This window comes from Microcoleus sp. SVA1B4 (assembly GCF_036700545.1).
Taxonomy (GTDB): domain Bacteria; phylum Cyanobacteriota; class Cyanobacteriia; order Cyanobacteriales; family Microcoleaceae; genus Microcoleus.
Window position 1 is genome coordinate 1 of the sequence record NZ_JAUBPB010000063.1, and the last position, 26,211, is coordinate 26,211.

The 26,211-nt window shown below is 46.7% G+C and carries 19 protein-coding genes and 1 tRNA gene; 10 read left to right on the forward strand and 10 right to left on the reverse strand.

Going from position 1 to position 26,211, the window contains the following annotated elements; translation table 11 throughout:
- Positions 1-411 precede the first annotated feature (411 nt).
- Positions 412-2,664 (forward strand): transglycosylase domain-containing protein, encoded by a 2,253-nt coding sequence (locus QT987_RS23245; protein ID WP_333244876.1) that lies wholly within the window; start codon positions 412-414, stop codon positions 2,662-2,664.
- Between the two features lie 82 nt (positions 2,665-2,746).
- On the opposite strand, the gene cobA is transcribed toward QT987_RS23245, so the two are convergent.
- The 4 genes from cobA to QT987_RS23265 all read right to left on the reverse strand — a co-directional run bounded on the left by cobA (position 2,747) and on the right by QT987_RS23265 (position 7,017).
- The gene (gene cobA / locus QT987_RS23250) at positions 2,747-3,556 is read right to left on the reverse strand and encodes a uroporphyrinogen-III C-methyltransferase (protein ID WP_333244879.1); all 810 of its coding nucleotides are present in this window, start codon (positions 3,554-3,556) and stop codon (positions 2,747-2,749) included.
- Positions 3,553-4,296 carry a sirohydrochlorin chelatase gene (locus QT987_RS23255; protein WP_333244882.1) on the reverse strand — a complete coding sequence of 248 codons (744 nt, stop codon included), beginning with the start codon at positions 4,294-4,296 and terminating at the stop codon, positions 3,553-3,555. Before QT987_RS23255 ends, cobA begins: the two co-directional genes overlap by 4 nt.
- A 305-nt stretch (positions 4,297-4,601) precedes the next feature.
- The gene (locus QT987_RS23260) at positions 4,602-5,285 is read right to left on the reverse strand and encodes a manganese catalase family protein (RefSeq protein ID WP_333244885.1); all 684 of its coding nucleotides are present in this window, start codon (positions 5,283-5,285) and stop codon (positions 4,602-4,604) included.
- Between the two features lie 196 nt (positions 5,286-5,481).
- Entirely contained in the window at positions 5,482-7,017 is a 1,536-nt protein-coding gene (locus QT987_RS23265) for a serine/threonine-protein kinase (RefSeq protein WP_333244888.1), read from the reverse strand.
- Positions 7,018-7,599: 582 nt separating this feature from the next.
- Between QT987_RS23265 and QT987_RS23270 the strand changes: the two genes are divergently transcribed.
- From QT987_RS23270 to QT987_RS23285, 4 genes are all read left to right on the forward strand, one after another.
- Positions 7,600-7,782, forward strand: coding sequence for a hypothetical protein (locus QT987_RS23270; RefSeq protein ID WP_333244891.1), 183 nt, complete (start codon positions 7,600-7,602; stop codon positions 7,780-7,782).
- 29 nt (positions 7,783-7,811) lie between these two features.
- A tRNA-His gene (locus QT987_RS23275) sits at positions 7,812-7,884 on the forward strand.
- A gap of 183 nt (positions 7,885-8,067) precedes the next feature.
- Positions 8,068-12,372, forward strand: coding sequence for an AAA domain-containing protein (locus QT987_RS23280; RefSeq protein ID WP_333244894.1), 4,305 nt, complete (start codon positions 8,068-8,070; stop codon positions 12,370-12,372).
- Complete coding sequence (locus tag QT987_RS23285; RefSeq protein ID WP_333244897.1) at positions 12,350-13,231, forward strand: hypothetical protein; 882 nt, start codon at positions 12,350-12,352, stop codon at positions 13,229-13,231. The genes QT987_RS23280 and QT987_RS23285 overlap by 23 nt, the downstream gene beginning before the upstream one ends.
- A gap of 268 nt (positions 13,232-13,499) precedes the next feature.
- Here QT987_RS23285 and QT987_RS23290 read toward each other — a convergent pair whose 3' ends face one another.
- The 3 genes from QT987_RS23290 to QT987_RS23300 form a co-directional block, all read right to left on the reverse strand.
- The gene (locus QT987_RS23290; protein WP_333244900.1) at positions 13,500-13,877 is read right to left on the reverse strand and encodes an S-layer homology domain-containing protein; all 378 of its coding nucleotides are present in this window, start codon (positions 13,875-13,877) and stop codon (positions 13,500-13,502) included.
- 70 nt (positions 13,878-13,947) lie between these two features.
- A complete protein-coding gene (locus QT987_RS23295) occupies positions 13,948-14,643 on the reverse strand; it encodes a DUF3747 domain-containing protein (RefSeq protein WP_333244903.1) in 696 nt (231 codons plus the stop codon).
- A gap of 433 nt (positions 14,644-15,076) precedes the next feature.
- Positions 15,077-16,069 (reverse strand): ribose-phosphate pyrophosphokinase, encoded by a 993-nt coding sequence (locus tag QT987_RS23300; RefSeq protein WP_333244908.1) that lies wholly within the window; start codon positions 16,067-16,069, stop codon positions 15,077-15,079.
- A gap of 608 nt (positions 16,070-16,677) precedes the next feature.
- Here QT987_RS23300 and QT987_RS23305 point away from each other — a divergent pair.
- The 4 genes from QT987_RS23305 (at position 16,678) to QT987_RS23320 (ending at position 21,411) form a co-directional block, all read left to right on the forward strand.
- Positions 16,678-17,136 (forward strand): GatB/YqeY domain-containing protein, encoded by a 459-nt coding sequence (locus tag QT987_RS23305; RefSeq protein WP_333207777.1) that lies wholly within the window; start codon positions 16,678-16,680, stop codon positions 17,134-17,136.
- A gap of 418 nt (positions 17,137-17,554) precedes the next feature.
- Positions 17,555-19,231, forward strand: a complete 1,677-nt coding sequence (locus tag QT987_RS23310) for a serine/threonine-protein kinase (protein ID WP_333244912.1) — start codon at positions 17,555-17,557, stop codon at positions 19,229-19,231.
- 60 nt (positions 19,232-19,291) lie between these two features.
- Positions 19,292-19,999, forward strand: coding sequence for a dethiobiotin synthase (bioD, locus tag QT987_RS23315; protein WP_333244915.1), 708 nt, complete (start codon positions 19,292-19,294; stop codon positions 19,997-19,999).
- A gap of 194 nt (positions 20,000-20,193) precedes the next feature.
- A complete protein-coding gene (locus QT987_RS23320) occupies positions 20,194-21,411 on the forward strand; it encodes a M20 family metallopeptidase (protein WP_333244918.1) in 1,218 nt (405 codons plus the stop codon).
- Between the two features lie 208 nt (positions 21,412-21,619).
- On the opposite strand, the gene QT987_RS23325 is transcribed toward QT987_RS23320, so the two are convergent.
- The 3 genes from QT987_RS23325 to QT987_RS23335 all read right to left on the reverse strand — a co-directional run bounded on the left by QT987_RS23325 (position 21,620) and on the right by QT987_RS23335 (position 24,560).
- A complete protein-coding gene (locus QT987_RS23325; RefSeq protein WP_333244921.1) occupies positions 21,620-22,600 on the reverse strand; it encodes an aldo/keto reductase in 981 nt (326 codons plus the stop codon).
- Positions 22,601-22,947: 347 nt separating this feature from the next.
- Positions 22,948-24,339 (reverse strand): glycoside hydrolase family 10 protein, encoded by a 1,392-nt coding sequence (locus QT987_RS23330; protein ID WP_333244970.1) that lies wholly within the window; start codon positions 24,337-24,339, stop codon positions 22,948-22,950.
- A complete protein-coding gene (locus tag QT987_RS23335) occupies positions 24,336-24,560 on the reverse strand; it encodes a hypothetical protein (protein WP_333244924.1) in 225 nt (74 codons plus the stop codon). The genes QT987_RS23330 and QT987_RS23335 overlap by 4 nt, the downstream gene beginning before the upstream one ends.
- A gap of 364 nt (positions 24,561-24,924) precedes the next feature.
- On the opposite strand from QT987_RS23335, the gene QT987_RS23340 reads away from it, so the two are divergent.
- Complete coding sequence (locus QT987_RS23340) at positions 24,925-26,178, forward strand: FAD-dependent oxidoreductase (protein ID WP_333244927.1); 1,254 nt, start codon at positions 24,925-24,927, stop codon at positions 26,176-26,178.
- Positions 26,179-26,211: the final 33 nt, after the last annotated feature.

The following is a 26,211-nucleotide window of genomic DNA, read 5'->3' on the forward strand; positions in this document are numbered from 1 at the left end:
GCCCGTCCAAAAAGGACGGGCGGGACGCCCATCCCACAATAACAATTAAAATTGTAAGTTATTTAATTCGCGATCCTCAGTAACATGAGGTGCTCTCGCGGGCATAGGGCATAGGGCATAGGACTCACCCCATACCTCACCACGCTTGAGAACCGCTATAAATGTTATCGAAAGTATTAATTTTTGGGCAAGTTTATGATAATTTAATTTCCTGGTGAGATCGGGATTTGTTGTGGCTGGGTGGAGATTTGCTCAATCAACTGCTGGCCTTGCGGGTTCACCAATAACCCCAAAATCGATCGCCATTAGCCGACGATCGCCCTAAGAGTGTGAGCCGATCGTGAAATTAGCCAAAAGTTGCGAGTAGAATGGTGCAAGAGCCGATCGCTCGATCGTAGTGCACAGCGAAATATGACCCCACCGCCGCCGCCCCGCAAACCTCAAACCGTCTTGGGTGCAATTACCCAAGCAGTCCAGACTATTGCCAAGGTTAATTTTAACCAGCTAGCGCTGAAACCTAATGCCAAAGTACCCGAACTGTGGGTTCAGGATGCGGGTGCAGCTAAAGCTGAGGTTTATCCGCTGTTGGGCGATCGATATTTGTTAGGTCGATCGTCCAAATCTTCAGATATAGTAGTTCGCAATCCCGTTGTCAGTCACGTGCACTTATCCCTGTCGCGGGATACTCGGCGGCGGACTCCTTTTGTCATCAAAGATGAAGACTCCACAAACGGCATTTACAATGGCAAAAGGCGAGTTAAAAGTATGTCCCTGCGTCACGGAGACGTGTTCACTTTAGGGCCGCCGGAACTAGCCGCCGCTGTCAGAATTCAGTACGTATATCCGCCGCCTTGGTATGTGCAACTTGTGCGTTACAGCTTTTACGGCGTCAGCGGAATCACCGCTTTGATTGCCGTGTTGGTAGGTGCTGAATCGACAAAGTTTCAAGTGCGGCCTCTGCCGAGAAGTATCAATGGCCCCGTGATTGTTTACGCCCGCGATGGGCAAACTCCCCTACGTCCTCCTCAGAATAACGCTCACTTAGAATTAAAGCAATTGCAGGATTTTTCGCCCTATTTATCCAAGGCGGTACTTGCTTCGGAAGACAGTCGTTACAATTGGCATTTGGGAGTAGATCCGATCGGAGTTTTGCGCGCGCTTTTGACCAATGTTCGCGGGGGAGGAATTCGCGAAGGCGGCAGCACTGTGACGCAGCAATTAGCGAGGAGTTTGTTTCGAGATTATGTGGGAACTCAAGATTCGGCGGGACGCAAGTTACGGGAAGCTGTAGTGGCGTTGAAACTGGAGAATTATTACAGCAAAGATGAGCTGTTGCTGACTTATTTAAATCGGGTGTTTTTGGGGATTGATCTTTACGGTTTTGAGGATGCGGCTCGGTTTTATTTTGGGAAGTCTGCCAGGGATTTAACTTTGTCAGAGGCGGCGACTTTGGCAGGGATTTTGCCTGCTCCCAACAGTTTTAATCCGATTCAAAATTATCAGTTGGCGGTGCAGTATCGCGATCGAGTGATCGAACGGATGCGCGCACTGGGGACGATTTCTCAGGAAGAAGCCGATCGCGCGAGGCGATCGCGAATTGAGATCAATCCTAAAGCTCGCCAATATCTGCAAAGTACGATCGCTCCTTATTTCTACAGTTATGTATTTGACGAATTGGAGTTTTTGCTGGGGGAGCAGTTAGCCAGAGAAGGCAATTTTATTGTAGAAACAGGCTTGAACCCCGGCCTGCAAAAGTTGGCGGAAACTTCCCTCAGAAATGCTGTTGAAAATGCGGGAGCCAGTGCAGGTTTTTCTCAAGGAGCCGTGGTAACTCTCAATAGTACAACCGGGGAAGTCTTAGCTTTAGTTGGGGGCGTAGATTATTTAAAAAGTCAGTTTAATCGGGCTACCCAAGCTTTGAGACAGCCCGGTTCTACATTTAAGATTTTCAGCTATGCAGCCGCCCTGGAACAGGGAATCTCACCCGATAAAACTTATTCTTGCGCCCCCCTTTCTTGGGGCGGACAAAGTTACAGCGGCTGCGAAAGAACCAGCGGTAATGCTGATATGTATCGGGGTTTAGCACAGTCGGAAAATGCAGTTGCTTTGAGAATTGCACAAGATGTCGGTTTAGACAATGTAGTGGGAATGGCAAGACGTTTGGGAATTACTTCGGAACTGCGTTCTAACCCTGGTTTAGTATTAGGTGAAAGTGAAGTTAATGTGTTGCAATTAACGGGTGCTTTCGGGGTTTTGGCCAATCGGGGTTTAGGAAATCGCCCCCACGTAATTAAGCGAATTATTGACAGCAGCGATTGCAAAGATCGAAATGATTTTAACAGTTGCCGGGTGATTTATGAGTATCAAAAAGATGGCATTGCCAATCGGCAGTTAGTTTCTGAAGCCGTAGCGGATACGATGACTGATATGCTGCAAGGTGTTGTGCGGGGAGGTACGGGTAGCAGTGCTGCTTTGGGGTTGGGAGAAGCTGGAAAAACAGGCACGACTAATGATAATAGAGATTTGTGGTTTGTCGGTTATATTCCGAGTCAGCAACTGGTGACAGGAGTTTGGTTGGGAAATGATGATAATTCTCCGACTGCCGGAGGTAGTGCAAATGCCGCTCAGTTGTGGGGGGAGTATATGCGCCAGGTGGCGCGTTGAAATCAACAGCACAGACGCATCAAAAGTAGTAAGTAGGGTACGCAGTACGCACCCTACGAGGATTTAGGGGCAATTTCTGCGCTTATTCTACAGTCTGAGAAACTGGCCGACAGCCAGACAATATCGAGTGCAAATTAACGACATTTCCGATTACCGCGATCGCAGGTGCTGCAAATCCGATCGCCTCAACTTGCTCTACAATTGTACCCAAAGTCCCGATCAATTCTTCTTGTTCCGGCCGCGTTCCCCAGCGCACTAACGCTATGGGCGTTTCTGCACTTAATTCTGCTGCTGTTAACTGGCCGATAATGTAAGGCAAATTGTGGATTCCCATGTATACTACAATGGTTTCGGAGCCACGGGCGATCGCCTGCCAATTTACTTCCGGTCGATATTTTCCCGCTGATTCGTGGCCGGTGACAAAGGTGACTGAGGAACTGTACGATCGATGTGTTAAAGGAATTCCCGCATAAGCAGGGGCCGCAATCCCAGAAGTTACACCGGGCACAACTTCTACAGACACTCCAGCTTTTACCAACTCTTCCATTTCTTCGCCACCGCGGCCGAAGATAAACGGATCGCCGCCTTTGAGACGAACTACGATCGCATTATCTCCAGCTTTTTCTATCATTAACTGAGTTGTTTCGTCCTGCATTAACGAGTGACGCCCTTTGCGTTTTCCGGCATCAATTCGTTCTGCTTGGGGGTTAATTGCTGCCAAAATTTGAGGGCTGACTAAAGCGTCGTAAATCACCACATCCGCGCACTCTAACAAAGCTTTTCCCTTCAAGGTCATCAAACCCGGATCTCCGGGCCCCGCACCTACTAAATACACTTTTCCTAAAGACATTTTTCTTGGTTCCTTTACCTCTTCTGTGCCTCTGCGGTTCATTTTTGAATTAAATTCCCAATTAAGTCTGCTAATTCTACACTTGCGCCTAGAGGATTTGCGAGATGAAGTTCCGCCGCAGGAAATTGCTGCTTTAGCTGTGCTACATTTTTGGCGATCGCATCTGTAATTCCTCCATTAAATAAGAAGTATGGCACAATCCCTATTTGCTGCTGTCCACCACGAACCAAACTGTCAATTTGCTCTTCCAAACTCGGCTTTACCGACCAATAAGCTGTCAGCGCACCGAGTTTGCTGGCAATTTCCTCAACAATCGAGTTACCTCCGGGGCGACGGCTGCCGTGAGATAATAAAATCCATTTTGGCAATAGCAGATTGGGGAGAAAACTCACCTCTTGCATCTGACTTTTTACCAATTTTGTTAAGCCTGCTTCCTGGGAACCTAAATGCGGGCGCAATTCAATTTTTAGCTTGTCACCAAAAGTTTTTTGGGCAATTTCCACCTCTGCCGGTATGTCTTCGGCGACGTGAACTCCCGGCAATAAAAATACAGGCAGGATTTGCAATTCTGTCAGTCCCAGCGACAGGGTACGTTCGCCAAAACTGCAAATTTGTTCGTGCAGCGGTGCGGGCCCGAGTTCTAAGGTGGCGGTTGCTACTGCGGGGAAGGAGTCAGCCAAATTTTGAGACAGCAGTTGACCTAGGTTTTCCAAAGCTTGTTGGGGTCTGGGGTCACGGCTGCCGTGAGAAACTAATAAATAGGTGGATGAGCGCAATTTCAATATGGATTTGATGTTAATGTTCGAGCCGAATTTCAAATAATTATAACACCGTTGGGCCCGTGACTTGAAAAATACTCAACACAAAAGTTCGATATCCTACGGTGCGCGGCTTAAAAATCAATAAGGTTCAGTTAAGGAAAATTGTAGAGAAAATGTTGGGTTTCGTTCCTCAACCCAACCTACGCACTCAACACAGGGCTTAAATTTTCTAAGCCGCCCACCTTACAAAAGAAGGCGGGCGGCTGAAAAATTACTTAATACAGGGCTTAAATCTTTTAAGCCCCACACGCTAAACAACTCTCAAATTAAGCTTTTGGAGCGGGATCGGCAATGTATTTGAAAGTAGGTTCCGAGTTCCAAGGGCCGCGTTCATCCTTGCCATTTGTGGACAAGTTAAAGTAGAGATCCACAGTGGAATCTGGCGGAATATTGCCGAACATCGGATCGGTGAGTTTGCCCAGCGCTTCCAGAGCTTTCATGAACATTTGAGTGTGAGAAATTTCGCGAGTCAACAGAAACTGCAACGTCTTTTTCGTTCCCATATCCGGTGCTAGTTTAATCAACTCTTCGTAGGTTTGGCGAGCTCCTGCTTCTGCACCGATATTAGCGCGTAAATCGCGCACCACATCGCCACCTTCGTTGACATAAGCTGCCGTCCAAGCTTGACCTTGGCTGTCCAACAAGTGTGGGCCTACGCCACGCACCGCAAACAAAGTGCTTTTGTAAGCTTCTGTTTGGTCAACGTTTTTGGTGTGCATTTCTATGAGTTGACCCACCATTTCTAAGTGGCTGAATTCTTCTATTGCAATATCTTGGAGCATATCCTTAATCCCTGCATCTTCACAGTGAAAAGACTGCACCCAGTATTGCAGAGCTGCTGTCAGTTCTCCGGTTGCTCCGCCAAACTGTTCTAGCAGCAATTGGGCAAAACGGGGGTTGGGTTGGTCTACAGTCACCGCAGCCATTAATTGTTTTTTGTGAAAAAACATGGATTGATACCTCTCTTTAATTCTGTTGCTACAGTCTCAGGATTGCAGACTTGTAGCTGTGTTCACCTTCAGAATCCATTGTGCGACAATCGATCGCACCGAGCCTCGGTCGATGGATACATCTAGCTCAACAAATTTCTCTGCTTTCCGGTAGAGTTTAAATATGAAATTATACTTAGTGAGTCGGTAGACCGAATTACAATTTAGGAGCAGGATTATTGTCGCACTCGGTTAATTTTGCTGATAGGGCATCGAGGTGTCGCAGCCACTGAATGCCGCCAACCCAACTGCGAGAGGGGAGGTGTCCGATTGGTGCTTGCTGACTAAATTTAATCTGCCCTAAAGTAGTAGCAGAATTGTAGGTTTGCCAGTTGACCCGATCGCAAAATCTGATATAGTCTCCCTTAACGCTTTCGTAAATCTGCTTTTGGACGCTGAAGCCAAACCGACCTTGACTGTAGTGCAGCCACAGGCGATCGACTGTTTGCAAATCTTCGCAAGGGATCTGGTAAATTTGGCTAATTTCTAGCTGAGTTCCCGGTTGCTGGGAAAGAGATTGACACATCAGAGTCCAAGTTTCGCGATCGGCTTCTTTCCACTTTTTGTTTGACAAAAAATCTCGCAGTTTGGTATAATTAATTCCCCGTGCAGAAATTAGGGTTGGATCGAGATTTGAAGTATTTGAAGTAACAGATAAGGGAAAAGTTTCTGCGGAATTGGCTACGGCATTTGTGGGTAAAATCGGAGAATCAGGAGTTTGTAGCGCGTTGATATCGGCAGAGTTGTCGCTATTATTAAGAGCAGGAGCGATCGGCTTTTGGGGCGAAAGCAAATTTTGATGGCGAATATCTAAAGCTGCTTTGATATCGTCCAAAACTTCCGTAGCAAAACTGTACCGCTGAGTGAGACGAGTTTGCAGCAATTTATCTAAAATTTCACCTAACTCGTCGCTAATACTCGTGGCTTTGGGGAGAAACTCGCGCCACCACCAGCGCTCGTTGTTGCAGTCGTACATATCCAAGGGAGGAACTTGCGTCATCAGGCGAATGCAAGTAACCCCTAAACTGTAAAGGTCGCTAGCAGGAAATACTTTGCCGCGCATTTGTTCTGGAGCTACATAATCTTGACTGCCGATGAGCGTTGCTGAACGGAGTATTGCTGAATCAGTCAGCAGTTTGGCAATGCCGAAATCGATCAATACGAGTTTGTTGTCCGATTGGCGGCGGATAATATTTTCAGGTTTGATGTCCCGGTGAATGACGCGCTTCTCATGGATAAATTGCAGCACGGGCAATAAGTCTTGCAGCAGTTGCCAAATTTGATTTTCATCGTAGACACTCTGGTCTAATTCTTGTTTAAGAGTCGATCCCTCTATAAACTCTTGAACTAAATAAATATGACCTTCTTGTTCAAAGCAGGCTAATAATGTGGGGATTTGCGGGTGTTTTCCGAGTTCGTCTAAACGGACGCCTTCTTGCCGAAATAATTCAACGGCTTTGTTGAAAATTTCGGGATCACGGTCGTAAAAATAAAATTGCTTGACTGCACAGGGGGGTAGAGATGGGATGTCTTCATCAATTGCTAGGAAAGTTTTACCAAATCCGCCTCTACCTAAAAGTTCAATCGGGCGATATCGCTGTCTCAGCAACAGGTTAAAGCCGCAGTTTAAGCAAAATTGTGCGGCGTTGGAGTTTTGAGGATTTTGACATTCAGGGTTCACACAGTAGCTCATATCTATTTTAGATTTTAGATTTTAGATTTTAGATTGCACAGAAGACTTTTTTTTAAACGAACCGCGAAGACGCGAAGCTGCGCGAAGGAAGAGGGAAGAGAGAAGAGAGACAAGAGGGATGGTTGATAACTCATGCAGTGTGGGATAAGCTGTCCGGCTTCTTGCGTTGTATTTTTCGGGCGGGCGGGAAACCCCACAAGCATTTCATCTGAGATGTTGCACCATTCTCAATCCGGCTTTTAGGGGCGGGCTAGAAGATCCCACCCTAAAAGAAATTCATTCTTTGTGGAACAGGCATCTTGCCTGTTCTTAAAAATGGTGTCAGAGGTGAGTTTTATCAAGCTGGACTGTAGATGCGCCTGGGCTGATAAGGCTATTTTAATGCGCGGGATCGAATCGGGACGCTGCCAAAGCTACCGAACCTAGGCCCCATGACCGAAAGCATCCAGGATACCCGCCACGTGGTTCATCCGTGGAGACATAAAAAACCTGTATCCGATAAAGGAGCCCCCGAATTTATCTCGCGCAAGTCAATGCTTCAATTCTAAAATCTAAAATCTAAAATCTAAAATCTAAAATCGATTGAGTGCTGGGGGCGAGATAATTGCCGATCGCACAGGTCGATCGCTCACCCTGATCGCACAGAGCGAAAATTGTGCTAAACTCCTACTGTGCTTGGAATTTGAGGCACCATCGATCTGTCCGGTTCAGGGACGCTCAGAAATATTTCAAAATATTTTTGCCTTACCCCTAGACTTGTGCTGAGATATGATGCTATAGTTAAAACTGATACGGCGAGCGTAGCCAAGTGGTTAAGGCAGTGGTTTGTGGTACCACCATTCGTGGGTTCAAGTCCCATCGTTCGCCCTTTTGATTCTCAACTGTTTAATTCGATCGCCCGTTGCCTGTACGGTAATTTGCGATGGTCGTAGGGTGTGCAATGCACACCTTAATTTTTTTTTGGGAGGTCGCGGTTCTGTCGGCACAAGTTCCGATGTGCTAATCTTAAATCCAATCTAAAATCTAAAATCTAAAATCTAAAATCAAAATATGCCATCTTTAGTAACAGAAGATTGGGGATATAAATTTAGTGGCGATCGCACAATTAATAAGTTTATTCGCGATATAGAAGGAGAAGCGGCTTTAGGGAAATATTGCGATTGGGAATGCAAAGAGCGTGCGGAAATTCTGATGTCGGAGATAGCTGGGAAATCCCACAATCTTTTCTACGTGCGCCGCCAAAAGGTAAATGAGAGATTTTCGGAAGAAGAAATCTGGGAATTGCTCCTTGCTACGGATGGAGATGATTTTGAATTACCCCAATTGTTGCAAAAAGCCGATCGCACTTTGCGGTTGTTAGCAACTGTACGCTGTGAAGACGGAATTGGCGGTTTAAAACTGCTGGATGCTGGTTTGGTGGCGGTTCCCAGAGGAAGGAAAGATGGGTATGCTTTGCCGGTGCAGTTGCGACTTTTGGCTAACAGTAGATCGCCAATTCCTGTAAAGTCGATCGCCCGCGTCCAACAAATGCCATTTTGGGACGAGAGACACATACCAACTACGGAACAACTAAAAGTTTGGCATACTTTTTTAAATGTGGAAAAACGCATCGCCGAAGCGCGTCAATTTTGCGTGCCTTTCCGAGCGCACAATTACGGTTCAGGCTTTAAAATCGTCACTTTTGAAATCGATCGTAATTCCGCAACTCTTGACGGCTATGAGGAAAATTCCTTAGAATTGGGCGACTTTCGCGAAAGGCTAAAAAAGGCGCGAAATGAAGAAATTATTCTGTTTGATTCGCCGCCCGGAAGTAGAAGCAGCCGAGATGGAGAGACATTAGGCAGCATCGCTGAAATTGACTTTGAACATGGTAAATTACGCATTAAGTTAGATGTTGATTTAGGATCTCGCATGGCGGGTGGCAGATATCAAATGCCCAAACAAGGATTCTTGTATTTTGAGGCGGCGGGCGATATCAGTCAGATCGAACGCAAGAAAAAAGCTTTAAAAATGCTGACAGATGGTCGCGCTCAAAATCCCTATTTGAGTGAGTTTTTATTCGACTCTTCTCAGGCGAGAATGCCCGAAAAACTGATTAAATTGGATCGGGAAAACTTATTAAATCGCAATGCTAATGAGGACCAACTTGCTGCCGTAGAAACTGTGCTTTCGGCGCGGGATTTAATTTTGATTCAAGGGCCGCCGGGAACGGGCAAAACGACTGTGATTGCGGAGATTTGCTATCAAATTGCCCGTCAGGGTGGCAAAACGCTCATTGCTTCGCAAGCAAATTTGGCTGTAGACAATGCTTTGAGTCGGTTAGTTCACAATCCGGCGATTCGGGCTTTGCGGAAGGGAAAAGCTCATAAGGTGCAGGAGGAAGGGCAGCCGTTTTTGGAGGAAAATGCGATCGGCACTTGGCTGCAAAATACGGCGACTGACTGCGAAGAAAAGCTCTCGCAGCGCCTGACTAATATCACATCTTTGCGGCAGTTGGTGGCAGAATCAGAGCGATTTGCCGCCTACTGTGCCGCAGAGAGAGATTTTTTTAATGAGCTCAAACATCTGCACGACAGTCAAGCAAATATTGAGGAAAAATGCAGTCAGCAAGCAGCAGCTTATGAAGAGGCTTTAACCAAAAAAAGCGAGATTGAATCTCTAGTTAGTGGGCTAGAAAGTTTGCTGGATGCGCCGCAAGTTAACTGGGAATCTCCAGAAGTTGCCGAGTTTATGCCCCGACTAAAACCCTATTCAGAAGGCAATGTTTTAGTAGAAAACTTTATGGCAAATGTGCGGATTGCCGCTAGCAATGCTATTCAAATAGGGTTCGATCGCCCTGCTTGCGGCGCGTTTGGGATTGCTGTTTGGCTGCAGGAAACTGTAGCAGCGCAAATATCGGAATTTAAGACGGCATTCGATCGCGCTGATGATGTTTGTCACGCTATGTCGGCGGTTGCGGAGTCGTTGCGGGTGTCGCGGCAGATGTCTGAGGCTGTGAATCAACTCGAATTGGGCGATCGGCAAAATCAGACACATCGCCAAAATCTCGAACAGAAAATCAAGAATTTGGAACTGCGAAAAGCGGAAATTGCAGCCGTTGTCGTCGCCGTTGCACAGTGGATTGAGACAGCAGATACGGGGCTCTATGAAGTCGTGAAAACTTGCTGGGAAACGGGCGCAATGCTGACGGATGATATGGTAGAATTGCCGACAGGATTGCTGAAAATTGCCCGATCGCTCAAATTGCCGATCGTACCGCCCAAATGCAAAATCAATTTGCCCGATTTGGATCGGTTGCAAAAGGCTATATCCCACGAAGAAAGCGCAGGTTTTAAGGACATACAAGGGCAACAGTTCCGGTTTAGCGAGTTTCTGCACCTAAATTTGAGTCAAACGCCGATCGTACTCTCTGCGGGCGATCGTACACAGTGGCAGCAACTAGCCAAAGACTTCGCCAGCTATTCCCAAGTCAGCCAAAGTCAGCGCAAATTTATCATCGAAAAAGCTCGCACTTTCTTAAGCAGCATTCAACAATTTTATAGTGAATCCTTGCACCCAAATCATATCCAGGCTACCTTCGATCGCCTAGTCAAAGAATTGCTGCACAGTATCCTCGCAAACGCCCGTCAGTGCGTGGTTCCCCTGAAAACCGAAACCGAACAGCAGCTTATAAAACAGCAACAGTTATTAGATAAAATCGGTCAAACCTTGAGCCAGCAGCAAATATCCGCCGCTAAACTTCAGGTAGAAACAGCGCAGCAAGAGGCAAACTTAAAAATTAGCGAAGTTACTACTTTGTTGCAAGCAATTGTCCAACAGCCAAACGTACCTGAAAAATTGCGAATTTTATCCGAACAATATCTCGCCCAAAAATCGAATATTTGGGAGCAACCGCAGCAGTTTGTCAAGCAAGTTGAGGCTTGGAAATCAACCACGATTCAGCTTGAAAAATCCATTGCTGACTTAGATCCTTTTGGGGTTTTGGAGACAATCAAAAACACCCTTGACGAGCATTTATCCCCGCTACAAATTGCGGCTGCAACTTCGCAGCAGCAACTCGCTCAACTACAAGCAGAATTGAGCGAAATTAATGCTCAACTGCAACAGCAGCAACCAACAGCAGCATTACTTGTCGAGAGAAATTGGTGGGAGTCAGCATGGCAAACTATCCCGACTCAATATCAGCCAGAAGTTCCGAATACAGGATTATTCACCGTAGCTTTTTTGAACAAAATTAAGCGTTTATTCAAAACTTGGCAACGTAAATTAGAACAAGAAGAAACCGCACTAAATCGCTCTCAAACGTTTGTGACAGATTGGATTCAAAAACTCCGCAATCCATCAGAAAAAGACCGCAACGATTTAAAGCAAATTTATATTGACAATGCCAACGTGATCGGCATTACTTGCGTGCAAGCTGCTAGTTTCGATTTTACTAAAAACTTTCCCAGCTTTGATGCAGTTATCATTGACGAAGTTAGCAAATGCACTCCGCCAGAGTTATTAATCCCCGCTTTGAAAGGCAGAAAGTTAGTATTAGTGGGCGATCACAGGCAATTGCCGCCGATGTTTAATCAAAGTACGATCGACGATATTGCCGAAGACATCGGCTGTACCGGAGACGAACTTAGCTTTATCAAAGAATCGCTGTTCAAAGTTTTGTTTGAAAATGCCAGCGACAGCATCAAAAAAATGCTGACAACTCAGTATCGAATGCACCCACAAATCATGGGCGCAATCAATCAGTTTTACCAGCAAAAACTCAACTGTGGCATTCAGGAAGCTGACACCAAGCGCGCCCACAACCTCGCAGGTAGAATCATTCAAGAAAATAATCATATTCTGTGGGTGAAAACGCCCATCGGACAAGGATTTGAAGAGGAAAAACAGGGTACTTCGCGGTTGAATGTCAAGGAGATTGATGCGATCGAGCGTTTGTGCGAACAAATGGAGATAGCTTGGCAGCCCAAAGTTGCCGACGGTGAACCACCGAAAGAAATCGGAATTATCACTTTTTATGCTGCTCAATTAAATGCAATTAAAGACAGAATCGAAGGCGAAAGATTCCCTGCTTTGAGCATCCGCACTGGTACGGTTGACATATTTCAAGGTATGGAAAGACCTGTAATTATTGTCAGCACAGTGTGCAATAATGTTAGGGGCGATATTGGATTTGCTAAGGAACCGGAACGGGTGAATGTGGCATTTTCCCGCGCTCAAGAATTGCTGGTAGTTGTCGGCTGCCACGATTTATTTACTCAACAACTAGGTACTGTGGGAAAAATGTATCAGGAAGTTTCAAAAACGGTGCGTCACTGCGGAGGTTTTGTAGATGTTTCTAGCGTCCTCAACTAAAACAATTGACTCAAATTTAAGTTCGCTAGCCGAACAAATTGAGCAACAAAATCCGGGTTTGTCAGTGTTGGCGGCGCGTCAATTCCGCTTTGCAATCCGCCAAACTCCGCTGGAGGTGGCGATTAGCGAACCGCGCGAGTTTAACGTGTTGGAAGAGTTCATTTTGCGGGCGGGCGTTGAGTTTGAACCTGCGCCAACTTTGAAGGAATTGGCGGATTTGCTGGGGTTGGACGAGATTTTTGTGAAGACTACGGCGGCGACTCTGGTTAGTTTGGAAACCTTGGAGGTGGCTGAAAATGGAAAAATTGCGATCGCCCCGCAAGGTAGAGATTTTTTCGAGAAAGGTGCGGTTAGTCGATCGCAAATTCAATCACTTTATGCCATTTCCGATCCGCTGAATCAAACTCTTACCTTCAAGTTCGATGCTTTAGCGGCCGAATCTGTCAACTTACCCGATTTAGCAGATTTAGTATCGCTCGAACATAAAATTAGCGACCTTGCGAATTTAAGTCTAGCAGAAATCCAGCCGTTAATTCAAGATTCCGGCTTAGGAATTCACGCCCCACAAAACGGCAAAATTGTCTCTGCTTGCGATGTCGTGGGCGACGATTTAGATATTTGGCAAACAGTCTCGATTTTTGTGTTGCTAGATGCGATCGAAAATAAAACTACTATTCAAGTCCGACAGGGAAAGCAAATATTAGAAACTGCTTCAAACTTGCTAAACGAACTTGAATCGCAACAAAAACTTTCCTTAAATGACTTTTGTAACTCAACCTCAGATATCGCACAGCAAGAATTAGAGACAATCCCGGTTCCGAAAACTCCTAAAAAGCTATCTAAGAAGAAACCCAAGTAAACGATATGATGAAATCTAAAGTCCTGATTACGAACTGGTTTGTAATCAGGACTTTAGTCCTGATTAACTGATATCTTGCACCCTTCTCAATTACTTGTTTAGGAACGGGCAAGATGCCCATTCCACAATAAAATCAAATTTTGTGGAACGGGCATCTTGCCCGTTCTTGACAAGAGTACAACATATAACTATTAACCCACAAATGAGGTGATTGTATAAGGGACAGACTAGATCAATATCGTCAATACCTTCAGACATTAATGAGCCGTTATTCTAAAAAAGTTTTAGACGGCTCTTTAGCAACTAAATTTGGCTGCATTCCCGCCGAAAAACCGAATTCCGCCTCTCGACGGCGCACCCCCATCAATTCAGCGCGAGTGACGGGCTGGGTAGGTTTAAAAGTTCCATCTTGATAGCCGCTAACTATCTTGTTGTCCCGCGCAAATAGAAGTTTTCCGGCACTCCAGTGGGAAATAGGAACGTCGCTATAGGGAGGGATAGAAACATAGCTAGGAAATGTGATATTACCACATTGTATTCCTTTCAAAGATTCCCAAACTAAAGATACCAATTGCTCTCTGGTAACCGCAAATTGCGATCGAAAGGTATTATTGTGAAAAAACCGGGCTACAAACCCAAAGCCCACAGCTTCTTTAATTTCGGAAGCGTAGATATCCTCGGTAGCTATCTCCGAGTTGTAGAAAAGCTAGTATTGCCTACGGTATTGGTATTTCCTGCGGTATTTCCTGCGGTATTGGCTGCGGTATTTCCTGCGGTATTGGCTGCGGTATTGGTATTGGTATTGGCTGCGGTATTACTTCGGTATTGCCTCCGGTATTGCCTCCGGTATTGCCAATTTCTTCCGGTGCGGGTTGATTGGTAGTGAAATAAAAGTGACCTAATGTGCGGCCTTGATAAGCTCTTTTGCTCAAGCGCCAAGCAGGATCGAGAGTGATTTTCATAAATTCGTTAGCATCGCCATTTGTGCGGCCTATCACCACCGATTTACCTTGGTAATCTACGGGAGTTCCAATTAGTAGAACATTGCCATCAACAATTTCCAAAGTCAGGGCGTATTTTAATGCTAAATCGGTGCCTGCCATGCGAATTGAAAAGCCGTTGCTGTCTGTTGCGCGACCACAAATACCGGTGAAATCAAAACTAACTAATAATGGATCGACTTTCACGGGATTAGAGCCACTTTCGCTCCAGCATTGTCGCGTGTTAGATACCTGTTCTACAATTAGCAATTGGTAGCCGCCGGAAGGGCGGGGTTGGGCGATGACAATTACTCGGTCTTGGTTAATTTCGGTTTCGTCAAAAGTAAATGCTTTAGCCGAACCGATCGCGCCAAGTGTTAAAATTGCTGAACCTGCCAGTGCGGCCACTGTTCGTACAAGTGAATGTTTCATGATTTTTCCCTATTGGCTCCTTATTGTGATGAGACTTATCTAGAATATAAAAAAGTCGCCCTCTTCCAACAACAAGATAGAATTTTACCATCTCTTGTTCCGGTGGTACCAAGTGCGATCGATCGGCGATCGTCAAATTGGTTCGTAGTGAAAACTCAAGTCCGAGCGAATTGTATGAGGACTTGAGTCCTCAGTACAAACTTATAACCGTTATTTTACCGAGGAACTTGATAAGCTGTTCGGCATCTAAATTGTATTTTCCGGGCGGGCGGGACGCCCACTCCACAAGAATTTGAGGGGACTTGACAGTAAAATTTAGATGAGCCTGGGCTGATTACTTGCGGGAAACGATCGCACTATTCACAAAAAAAACGGTGCGTTACACTCTTGTTAACGCACCCTCAAACAAACATTCAAAAAGTGTCTTTGCCCTCTAGCGGAACATACTGCTAACAGAACTATCTTCGTGAATCCGCCAAATAGTTTCTCCGAGCAAATTGGCTACCGAAAGCACCGTCAACTGCTCAAAACGGTTTTCTTCCGGTACAGGAATTGTATTCGTAACAATTACCTCTTCCAAAACCCCGCTAGACAAACGCTCGATGGCTGGAGGCGAAAACACCGCATGAGTAGCACAAGCATAAACCTGCCTCGCACCCTCGTGGCGCAACAATCTCGCGCCCTCAGAAATCGTGCCGGCAGTATCGATCATGTCGTCCACCAACACAGCAGTTTTGCCCCTGACATCACCGATGAGGTTCATCACTTCGGCGACGTTGTGAGCTTGGCGGCGCTTGTCAATAATTGCCAGGGGAGCATCACCAAGCTTTTTGGCAAAAGCTCTCGCCCTAGCGACTCCGCCAACATCCGGCGAAACCACAACAATATCCGTCAATTGCTTGCTCGCCAGATAATCCAAAAGCACCGGCGAACCGTAAACGTGATCGAAAGGAATGTCAAAATAACCTTGAATTTGAGCCGAGTGCAAATCCATCGCCAAAATGCGACCTGCCCCAGCTTCCGTAATCAAATTAGCCACTAATTTTGCCGTAATCGACTCTCTTCCGGCCGTTTTGCGGTCAGCCCTAGCATATCCGTAATAGGGAATGACAGCAGTAATTTGTCTAGCCGAAGCGCGGCGACAAGCATCGATCATAATTAACAATTCCATCAGGCGATCGTTTACCGGACAGCAAGTTGGCTGAATCAAGTAAACATCGCAACCCCGAATCGATTCTTGAATTTGAACGTAGAGTTCCCCATCAGCAAACCGCTTGCGAACCATCGGCCCCAAATCAATCCCCAGATAGCGAGCCACCTCTTGGGCGAGGGGAATATTAGCAGAACCGGAGAACAGCCGCAGACGGTCATGAGCGGAAACCGGCGGCTCGGGAAGCGGAAGCGGTAAAGTAGCAGAACGGATCACAGCAGGCCTCTTGCAGGACGTTTATTCCATCGCTATCTTACCATCTGAAACTAGAAATATTCAGCCAATTTTTTAATAGATTTAACTTTCGAGGCGACCACAAGTGTGAAGTTAGGCGAATTGAATAGGACTTGCAGAAATATGTCCGAGAAACCGGGTTTCTAGCCCTCTTTCGGCACCCTCAACGGTCACAATCGGTTTTTACTTATTTTTATCCACCCATAAAACTATAAGTTATACTATAATACCGTACATTAACGGATAAATTACTTTTTAAAGGCATAATTTATTACTGTAAAGATCAAGCATTCTGCGTAATTATGCTGTGTGACAGCCCAGCGTGCGGAATGTGGGTTCTAGCGCTCTCTGTAATGGCAGAAGTACGATCGCACTGGTGTCCCTGGGTCTAAAAGTTCTACCGTGAGTCAATTTGGGGCTGAGGCGGGAAGTCTAGCGGCCCAAAATTCAGTCGAAAGTCGAAGGCATCCGGGTTCCATGCGATAAAAAAGCCACCAACAGGCAATAAACTTGAAAAATACTGTAAAAAAAGTTAAGAATCGGAAGCATACTTCAGATTTTTGAGATCGGGCAAAGCAAGGTAGAAATCGATGAGCTTAAGAGAACGCATTGACGCAGAAATCAAAGCAGCCATGAAGTCCAAGGACAAAGTTCGCTTGGAAACAGTTCGCGGCATCAAGAAATTTATTCTCGAAAAAGAAGTCAGCCTCCGTCCCTCCGGGCAAGAAACGCTGACAGAAGCTCAAGAAATGGAAATTTTGATGCAAATAGCCAAACAGCGCCGGGATTCGATCGAACAATACCGCAAAGGTGGCCGCGAAGATTTAGTGGCACAAGAGGAGGCGGAGTTGGCAATTGTTGAAGAGTATTTGCCGGCGCAGATGTCAGACGAAGAGGTGAGTCAAGTAGTTGACGAAGTGATTGCTTCGGTTGGCGCTACTTCTGCAAAAGATATGGGCAAGGTGATGGGCAAGGCAATGCAGCAGCTTAAGGGCAAAGCAGACGGTAACAGAATTCAAGACATGGTGAAAGCAAAGCTTAGTCCTTAGTCAGTAGTCAGTAGTCAGTAGTCAGTAGTCAGTAGTCAGTAGTCATTAGTCATTAGACATCTCCGATAAATCATCTCAAGCTTTATAGAGATGTATGGCTTAGGCCGAGGGGCGACAATTTATTAGGGCTAAGGCCAAAAAACCCGGTTTCTACGAAAAATCGTGCATTTCTCCCTTGAGATATTGACGCAGAAACCGGGTTTTTGATCGGATCTGCAGGTGGCAACCTCTGTGTTTTCGTGAAAAAACCCGGTTTCTGACCATCATTGCGTCCAAGAATGTCATAAAAAATGTAAAATACTAACTTTGGTCGGGACTGGGGACTACAGATAGTGAAGTATGCTCAAGAGCATTAAAGACCTAGCATTACTAAGTCTGTGAGCGATCGTCTATTTTTTAACAGTTTCTACTTAAACTTATGCAGCCACCTATTGCTATTGGAACTCTCCTACAAAACCGCTACCGCTTGGTGAATATTTTAGGTCAAGGAGGATTTGGCCGGACTTATTTAGTAGAAGATTTGGGACGGTTTCAAGAACGGTGCGCCCTGAAGGAATTGATCCCGGTGCAAAGCGGGCCATACGTTTTGGAAAAATCGAAGGAATTGTTCCAAAGAGAGGCGGCAATACTTTACCAAATTGGGCACCCACAAATTCCCCAGTTTCGAGCAATATTTGAAGAGAACCAGCGTTTGTTTTTAGTGCAGGATTACGTGGAAGGGATGACTTACCGCGAACTGTTGCTCGATCGAACTTCCAATGGTCGCAGTTTCACTGAAGCCGAAGTCTTGGTATTTATCCGGCAAATGTTGCCGGTACTCGCTCACATCCACGCCCGCGGCATCATCCACCGCGACATCTCCCCAGAAAATATAATTCGGCGGGAAAACGACCAGTTGCCGGTGCTGATTGACTTTGGAGTGGTAAAAGAACTCGCCACCAAAGTCCAGTCTCCCGAAGGAACAGCCCACGCGACAACTGTCGGTAAAATCGGCTACGCGCCGATGGAACAGTTGCAAAGCGGGCGGGCAACTGCCAGCAGCGACCTCTACGCTTTAGCCGTAACGGCGATCGTCCTGCTGACAGGCAAAGAACCGCAGGAATTGCTCGATCAAACAACGCTGCAGTGGAATTGGCAGCAGCAAGCGCAGGTGAGCACGGGTTTGGCTTTGGTGCTAAATCGGATGTTGAGCCGATCTCCGGGCGATCGATATCAATCTGTCAGCGAAGTCGCCCAAGCACTCGACGCCCAAACTAATCCTAAACCTAGCCAGCCAACTGTACCGCCCGCGCCAGTAGTGGTGCAGACAAACCCTTCGCTAATAGCAACGGTGGCCGTGGGCAGGCCGCCAGAGCCCGTCGCCCAGAGTTCCCCCCCGCCAAACCAGCCAGACCCGTTAAGTGAGCCTGTTGGGGGCTCTTTTTGGGACAATCCCATCGCTGCGATCGGACTGCTGGCCGGCTTAGTAATCTTGACTGGCTTTGGTTCCTGGGCTTTAGTCGGCTCATTTCTCAACAATTCGCGCCCCAAACCCACTCCGACACCGCCAGCACTTACAAGTCCGACGCCGACACTAACTCCGGTACCAAACCCGCTACCTTTGCCAACCCCAACCCCGCAACCTTTGGCAACCCCAAGCCCAGAACCTGTGCCAGAACCAAGCCCAGAACCTTTGCCGGAACCAACCCTAGAACCTTTGCCGGAACCAAGCCCAGAACCTTTACCAGAACCGAACCCAGAACCTTTGCCTGAACCAAGCCCAGAACCTTTACCAGAACCAAGCCCAGAACCAAGCCCAGCGCCAACTCCGACTCCAGCGCCGACTCCAGCGCCGACTCCAGCGCCGACTCCAGCGCCCAAACCGGCGCCCGCACCCAAACCAACACCCGCGCCGTCGCCAACACCAGCACCAACACCCGCACCAACACCCGCACCAACACCGGAACCTGCCCCAACACCAGCACCATCGCCGGAACCTGCCCCAACTCCGGCACCGTCGCCGGAACCGGAACCGGAACCCGCGCCGGAACCCGAACCGGAGCCCGCGCCGGAACCCGAACCAGCACCAACACCCGCACCATCACCAGAACTCTAAACTTCTGGCAAAATTCCCCTAGACTGAGGTTGAGGCCAATTATTTGTTAGCTTTTTGCCAATGAACTCGCTGCTAATTACTGGAACTGATACCGACGCGGGCAAAACTGTTTTGACCAGCGCTCTGGCTGCTTATTGGCAAATGTATTTTCCCGATCGCAGTTTGGGAATTATGAAGCTGTTGCAAACAGGAACGGGCGATCGCGAACTTTACACCCGTTTGTTTTCCCTCGACCAATCCCCCCAAGAACTCAATCCGGTGCACTTTGATGCGCCTCTAGCACCGCCGATTGCGGCCGAACGGGAGGGGAGACGTATCGAACTCGAAAAGGTCTGGACAGCGTGGCAAAGCCTCTCTGAACGCAAGGATTTTGTGTTGGTGGAAGCTTTGGGAGGGCTGGGATCGCCTGTAACGTGGGAACTGACGGTGGCCGATATTGCTAGGGATTGGCGGCTGAGAGGGGTTTTGGTAGTACCTGTGAAGTTGGGGGCGATCGGGCAAGCTGTGGCGAATGTTGCTCTCGCCAAACACACTGGTTTTAAGCTGAGAGGAATTGTGCTCAATTGCGTTAAAGCTTATTCTGAACAAGAAATTGCCGATTTAGCGCCCGTTGATTTAATCCAGTCGCTGACTCAAATACCTGTGTTGGGTATTTTGCCGCATTTAGATGACCCGACTGACCTTGCTAAATTAGCTAAAGTTGCTTCAGATTTAGATTTAGAGCGGTTGCTACCAGGGGTTAATTTAGTTCCTCAGACTTCTAAATAACCCTATTCTCAACACATCTCTTTCTCATTCTTCTCTTCCTCTGCGTACTCTGCGTCCTCTGCGGTTCATTAAAAAAAAATCTCCGGCACAACTCAGATAGGATTGAAGAAGATTTTCTTTTAACCGCAGAGAGCGCAGAGAGCACAGAGAAAGAAAAGAGAGAGTTTTACAAATTGCTATAAGGAGAATAAAACATGGTTTCTACTTTACCGAATTTAACCTCTGTCGATTTATCTCAGTTGCGGCTGGAAATTAGAAATTTGCAGCCTCAGCTAGTTGAATGGCGTCGCCTTTTGCATCAAAGGCCGGAGTTGAGTTTTGATGAAAATTTAACGGCGCAGTTTATCTCACAAAAGTTGCAGGAATGGGGAATAGATCATGAAACTAATATTGCTCAAACTGGTATTGTCGCCACTATAGACAGCGGCAAACCGGGGCGGGTTTTGGCAATTCGGGCTGATATGGATGCTTTGCCGATTCAAGAGGAAAATGAGGTGGATTATCGATCGCAGCATGATGGAATTATGCACGCTTGCGGCCACGACGGCCACATTGCGATCGCCCTTGGTACTGTTTGTTATCTTGCCAAGCACAAACACAGCTTTTCGGGTAAAGTAAAATTTATCTTTCAGCCCGCCGAAGAAGGGCCAGGAGGCGCAAAACCGATGATTGAGGCGGGTGTTTTGAAGAATCCTGATGTTGATGCGATCGTCGGCTTGCATTTGTGGAACAATCTACCTTTAGGCACTGTAGGCGTCCGCAGCGGCGCGCTGATGGCGGCTGTGGAAGTTTTTGACTGCACGATTTTTGGCAAAGGTGGACACGGCGCAATGCCACATCAGACTGTGGACTCGATCGTAGTTACAGCCCAAATTGTCAGCGCTTTGCAGGCAATTGTCGCGCGGAATATTGACCCGATCGACTCAGCGGTAGTAACTGTCGGCAAATTCCACGCAGGCCACACCCACAACGTGATTGCCGATACTGCTCAAATCGGTGGCACGGTGCGCTATTTCAATCCAGCATATCAAGGTTATTTTGCAAACCGAATCGAGCAAGTAATTGCCGGAATTTGTCAGAGTCACGGCGCTAATTACCAATTAGATTATTGTGCGCTTTATCCGCCAGTTATTAATGATTCGAGAATAGCTGAATTGGTGCGCGACGTGGCAGAATCCGTCGTCGAAACTCCTGCCGGAATCGTTCCCGAATGTCAAACAATGGGCGGCGAGGATATGTCGTTCTTTTTGCAAGAAGTCCCCGGTTGCTATTTCTTTTTGGGTTCAGCAAATCCAGAGAAAAACTTGGCTTACCCGCACCATCACCCGCGCTTTGATTTTGATGAAACTGCGCTGGGGATGGGTGTAGAAATGTTTGTGCGGTGTGTGGAAAATTTTTGTGTGAATCAATGAAAGATTGTGTCATCCGGTGGGGGCGGGTTTATGAGATTATTGATTTTAGGCAATGATAGTTTGTAAAACCCGCCCCTACAGCAATCATATCTATTTAACCCGATCTCTTACACCCGCCGTCAAAAAACTGTAGGGGCGGGTTCACCAAAAGATTTAAAGAATGCAGACAGCTTAAATAAACCCGCCCCCACCCCACGCGAGAGTCTTTTTACCGAGTTTGAAAGATATTCTGCACCATTTTCTTATCTACACTCGCCGCCGCCTTATCCAATTCGGCAATCTCCCCGGAGTCTAACTCCCAGCCCAAAGCACCAATATTATCCATCGCCTGTGCAGCAGATTTCGCCCCCGGAATCGGAATAGTTTCTTTGCAGATACACCAGTTGATTGCTACCTGCGAAACAGTCTTGTTTCTGAATGCCGCTATTTCTCGCAAACACTCCAGAAGCGATCGCATTCCCGGAAGTAGCTGCTTGCACGCCAAACCTCGGATACCTTTAGGAAGAGAGCCGTTTTCGGAATATTTACCCGTCAGCAACCCCAAGGCTAGAGGACTGTAAGCAATCATTTTAATCCCCAATTCATCGCAAACATCTTTCAACCCTAGTTCGGTCACGGGATAGGTGGAAAGTAGCGAATATTGCACTTGTAAAGTAACAATAGGAATTTGGCGATCGCTAAATCTTTGATGCACCCATTTCAGCCGTTTCGGCCCGTAATTAGACAAGCCCACTCCCTTGACCAATCCTTGCTCATAAAGGTCAGCCAAACCGTCTAAAAGAGCGCTTTCTTGCCAAGGAGCGTAATTAGCTGTAGACCAGTGCATTTGCACCAAATCTACATTTTTTCCGAGGCGCGCAGCAGAGGCTTTGCAAGCCGATATCATTGATTGTCGCGTCAGTCTCCAAGGATAAGCAGCCAGTTTTGTCGCAATACAAATACTGTCTTTGTTTGCACCTTGATATTGTTGAGAAAACTGCCCCAAAAGCTGTTCGCTGCGTCCATTTAATTTCCCAGTTCCGTAAGAGTCGCCAGTATCGAATAAGGTGACACCGTTACTAACACAAAGATTGAAAACGACTTGCAATTCCTCGTCCATACTTTCATTGTATCCCCAGAGCAATCTGTTGCCCCAGGCCCAAGTGCCGCAGCCCATTTTTGGCAGTAAAAATTTTTGCTTTGTTGGCATTTTTATTGAGGGTAGTTGTTGGTAATACGGATATTTTATAGGAACATAACTCGGTATCCCCTCGCCCCCAGCAGAGCTGTTTCATTCTGCCACTGGCCGCCAGGGACTCAAGTCCCTGTCTAATAGCATAAGTCGGTTAAAACCGACTCAAATAGTAATCTCAATTTTCAAAAGTAGAGTTACACATATATTCTGCGCTAACTCTATAGAAAAACAGCTTTGATAGAATTGCTACAGTCGTCTAAAGACGACTTCAGCTATGAGACAGGGGTTTAAACCCCTGTCGGACTGTCGGACTACTTGCACACCCTACAAAGTTACTAATGACTGATGACTCTTTAATTCTTTTACGTGGTTGGTGATGGCGAAGGTGGGCTGTTTTTGGTAGGTTCCTCTGGCTTAGCTTTGGGGTCTGGTTTTGGTGGCGCAGGCGGAGGGAAAGTCGCCGCGCGTCTGGGTATTTGTAGCGCTGTTCGGAATGCAGAAGACGGGAAGAAAGCACTAAATTGAGAAAGTCGAACTGCTAGAGGTTCTGGTGCATATTCCCACAAGCTTTCGTAGTAGAAGAAAGCGGCGCCTAAGCCGTATTCTTGGACTGCTTGCACCTGAGATTTAATTTGCTGAATCGGTACTGGGTTATTTCTCAAACCAGTCATAATCCCAACTCCGGTGGGAATTTTTTGCTGTGCTTCTTGCATTTCTGGACGGTTAAGCTTGTCTACAAATGATTCTAGATTGGAACGGTAGACTTGCACGATTAGCTCGTCGGCAATATCCAAACGCACCCAAGCCAGCCAATCTTGCAGGTGATGTTTGTAAGCAAACTCGTAGTAATTGGGAGAAATTGAGAAAATTGCATTGGGTTTGACTGCTTTGACGGCTTGATTTAGCTGTGACATAAAAGCGGTAATTTTATTGGCTCGCCATTGCACCCATGCTGGGTTTTGAAAATCTTTGGGCGGAGCTTTTTTGGTTTCTTTGGTATACAAAGCAACTGTGTAGTCATCGTATCCAAATTCAGACGGCAAACTCATGTGATCGTCAAATTGAATGCCGTCGGCGTTATATTGAGTGGTAATTTCTAGTACGAGTTTGGTAATGAATTGCTGAACTTCTGGATGAAAGGGATTGAGCCAAACTACTTCGCCACCTGCACCGATTGATGTTTGGCTGCCGTCCTGTTTTTGTGTCAGCCAATCGGGATGATTTAAGGCTAATTCTGAGGTGGGAGGAGCCATGAAACCAAACTCAAACCAAGGAATTACTAGCAGGCCTTGGCGGTGAGATTGAGCTATCAAATCTCCGATCATATCTTGTCCCTCTAACCCTCTGTAAACAAAGGGTTGAATGTCTTTTTGCTGCGCTACATTGCTGGGATACATTGCATAGCCTGAATTCCAGACTACGGGATAGATTGTGTTGAAATTTAACCGTTTTAGTTTGCTGACAGCATCTCCTAGTTTGCGACGATCTCTGAGGATGTCTTTGTCGTTTGTCGTCATCCAAACGCCGCGAATTTCCTGGCGGGGTGGCTGGGCGATCGCCGGAATGAAGTTGTTCGCCAGCAATACTATAATGAATGAGAGGGCAAACAGAAGCGGGAAAAGAGTTTTAATAGATCGCTGCCAACGGCGCGGAATGATGCGTAATGTCATAGTTTTGAATGGTGAGTTAGCTATTGAAACACACCCTGGCATAATTTGGTGATAAAATTTGCTCGCTCTACAGTCTACAGCTATTTGCGCTGAATGTGGAATCGGTTAACTGAAATGGGTGAATTGATGTGCTGCGATCGCAACTGAGCTCCGTATAATCTCTGAGACAGAGGGTAAGTGAGAGCATTCTGTCTAACTGCTGGGAAATCATTAATTACGCACTGCCAGCTATCCTTACCGGACTCTGCGGCCCAAGGAGTGCAAGTGCTGTACAATATCGGTGCTGGAACATCTCGATCGAACATCTGTAATTGTCAGAAACCTCAGCCTAAAGGCGTGAGGCTTGAAAGAGAAATCTAACAGGCCATTCTGACCAGACTAAGCTTTAAATAGCTATGTTATTTAGGTCACGACACCCTGGGATGCGAAGCTAGTCCCTTGCTCTGTCGCTAGTGGTTAAACAGTCTTAAGGTCACTGAGACAGTGCTGCTAGCCTAACAAGCCTTTATAACTTTGTCGAAGCTAACTTTACCCCAGAAATGGGAGTTTGGGGCAACCATTCCCCAAAAATCGGAGAGGTTGCATTAAATTCCCTCTCCGACCCCGAAAGGGGATTTAATTCAATGTAAAGCCGTCCTATAAGGACGGGGCTTCAGACCCAGTTTTTTGGTGAAACATTTAGTGTTAATTGGCGGCGGTCACAGTCATGCTATCGTATTAAAAATGTTCGGTATCAACCCGCTGCCGGGAGTGCGTTTGACTCTGATTAGCGACGTGCTGCACGCACCTTATTCGGGGATGCTGCCGGGACACGTTGCCGGGTTTTACGATTATGATGAATGTCACATCGATTTGCGATCGCTCGCGGAATTTGCCGGATGTCAAATATTAATCGATCGGGCGATCGCGATCGACCTTAACAAAAATTTAGTTATTTGTCAAACTCGGCCTCCGATTAATTTTGATGTGCTTTCTGTGGATATCGGCAGCACTCCTGCGACTTTATCTGTACCGGGTGCGGCAGAATATACAATTGCAGCTAAACCCGTACCGGAGTTTTTAACTAGCTGGAATCAGTTAATTTCCGAAAGGCAAAACCATCCCCAGAAACCGCTGCGAATTGCCATTGTGGGCGGCGGTGCAGGCGGCGTAGAATTAGCATTAAATATGCAGTTTCGATTGGGGAAGGAAGAAGGGTTCGGCAACAGATTGTGTAACGGATTTAACGGATTTAACGGATGGGGATTCAGGGAAGAGGCAAGGGGGAAAAAAGAAGAAGAACTAGAAATACATTTGTTGCACAGCGGTGCTGAATTAATGCCTGCACATAACCATCGAGTGCGTCGCCGCCTTCAAGAAATTCTCATACGTCGCGGCATTCAATTGCATTTAAAGGAAAAAGTTTGTGCTGTAAAAAAAATCGAGAGGGAAACCACTCTTCACTTCCCTACCAATTACCAAATTTCCTGTGAATCTGGTTTAAAATTAGAGTGCGATCGCATATTTTGGGTGACACAAGCATCGGCAGCCAATTGGATAAGAGAATCCGGTTTAGCAGCCGACTCAAACGGCTTTATGCAAGTCAACGATTGCCTGCAATCAGTCTCTCACCCCAATGTATTTGGGGCTGGCGATATCGCTGCGATGGTTAATTATCCGCGCCCCAAAGCAGGCGTGTTTGCCGTGCGTCAGGGCAAACCGCTGTTTGAAAATTTGCAGCAGTTTTTATTAGAAAAACCGCTGAAACCCTTTGCACCCCAGGAACAGTACCTAGGGTTAATTGGTACTGGGAATAAAAGGGCGATCGCATCTCGCGGATCTTTCATGTGGGAATCGGGGCTGCTGTGGTACTGGAAAGATTGGATCGATCGCCAATTTATGCAAAAATTTAGCAATCTACCCAAAACCCGCAATGCCAAATAGCAAGACATTCAAATATTCTCCTCTGTTCCTCTG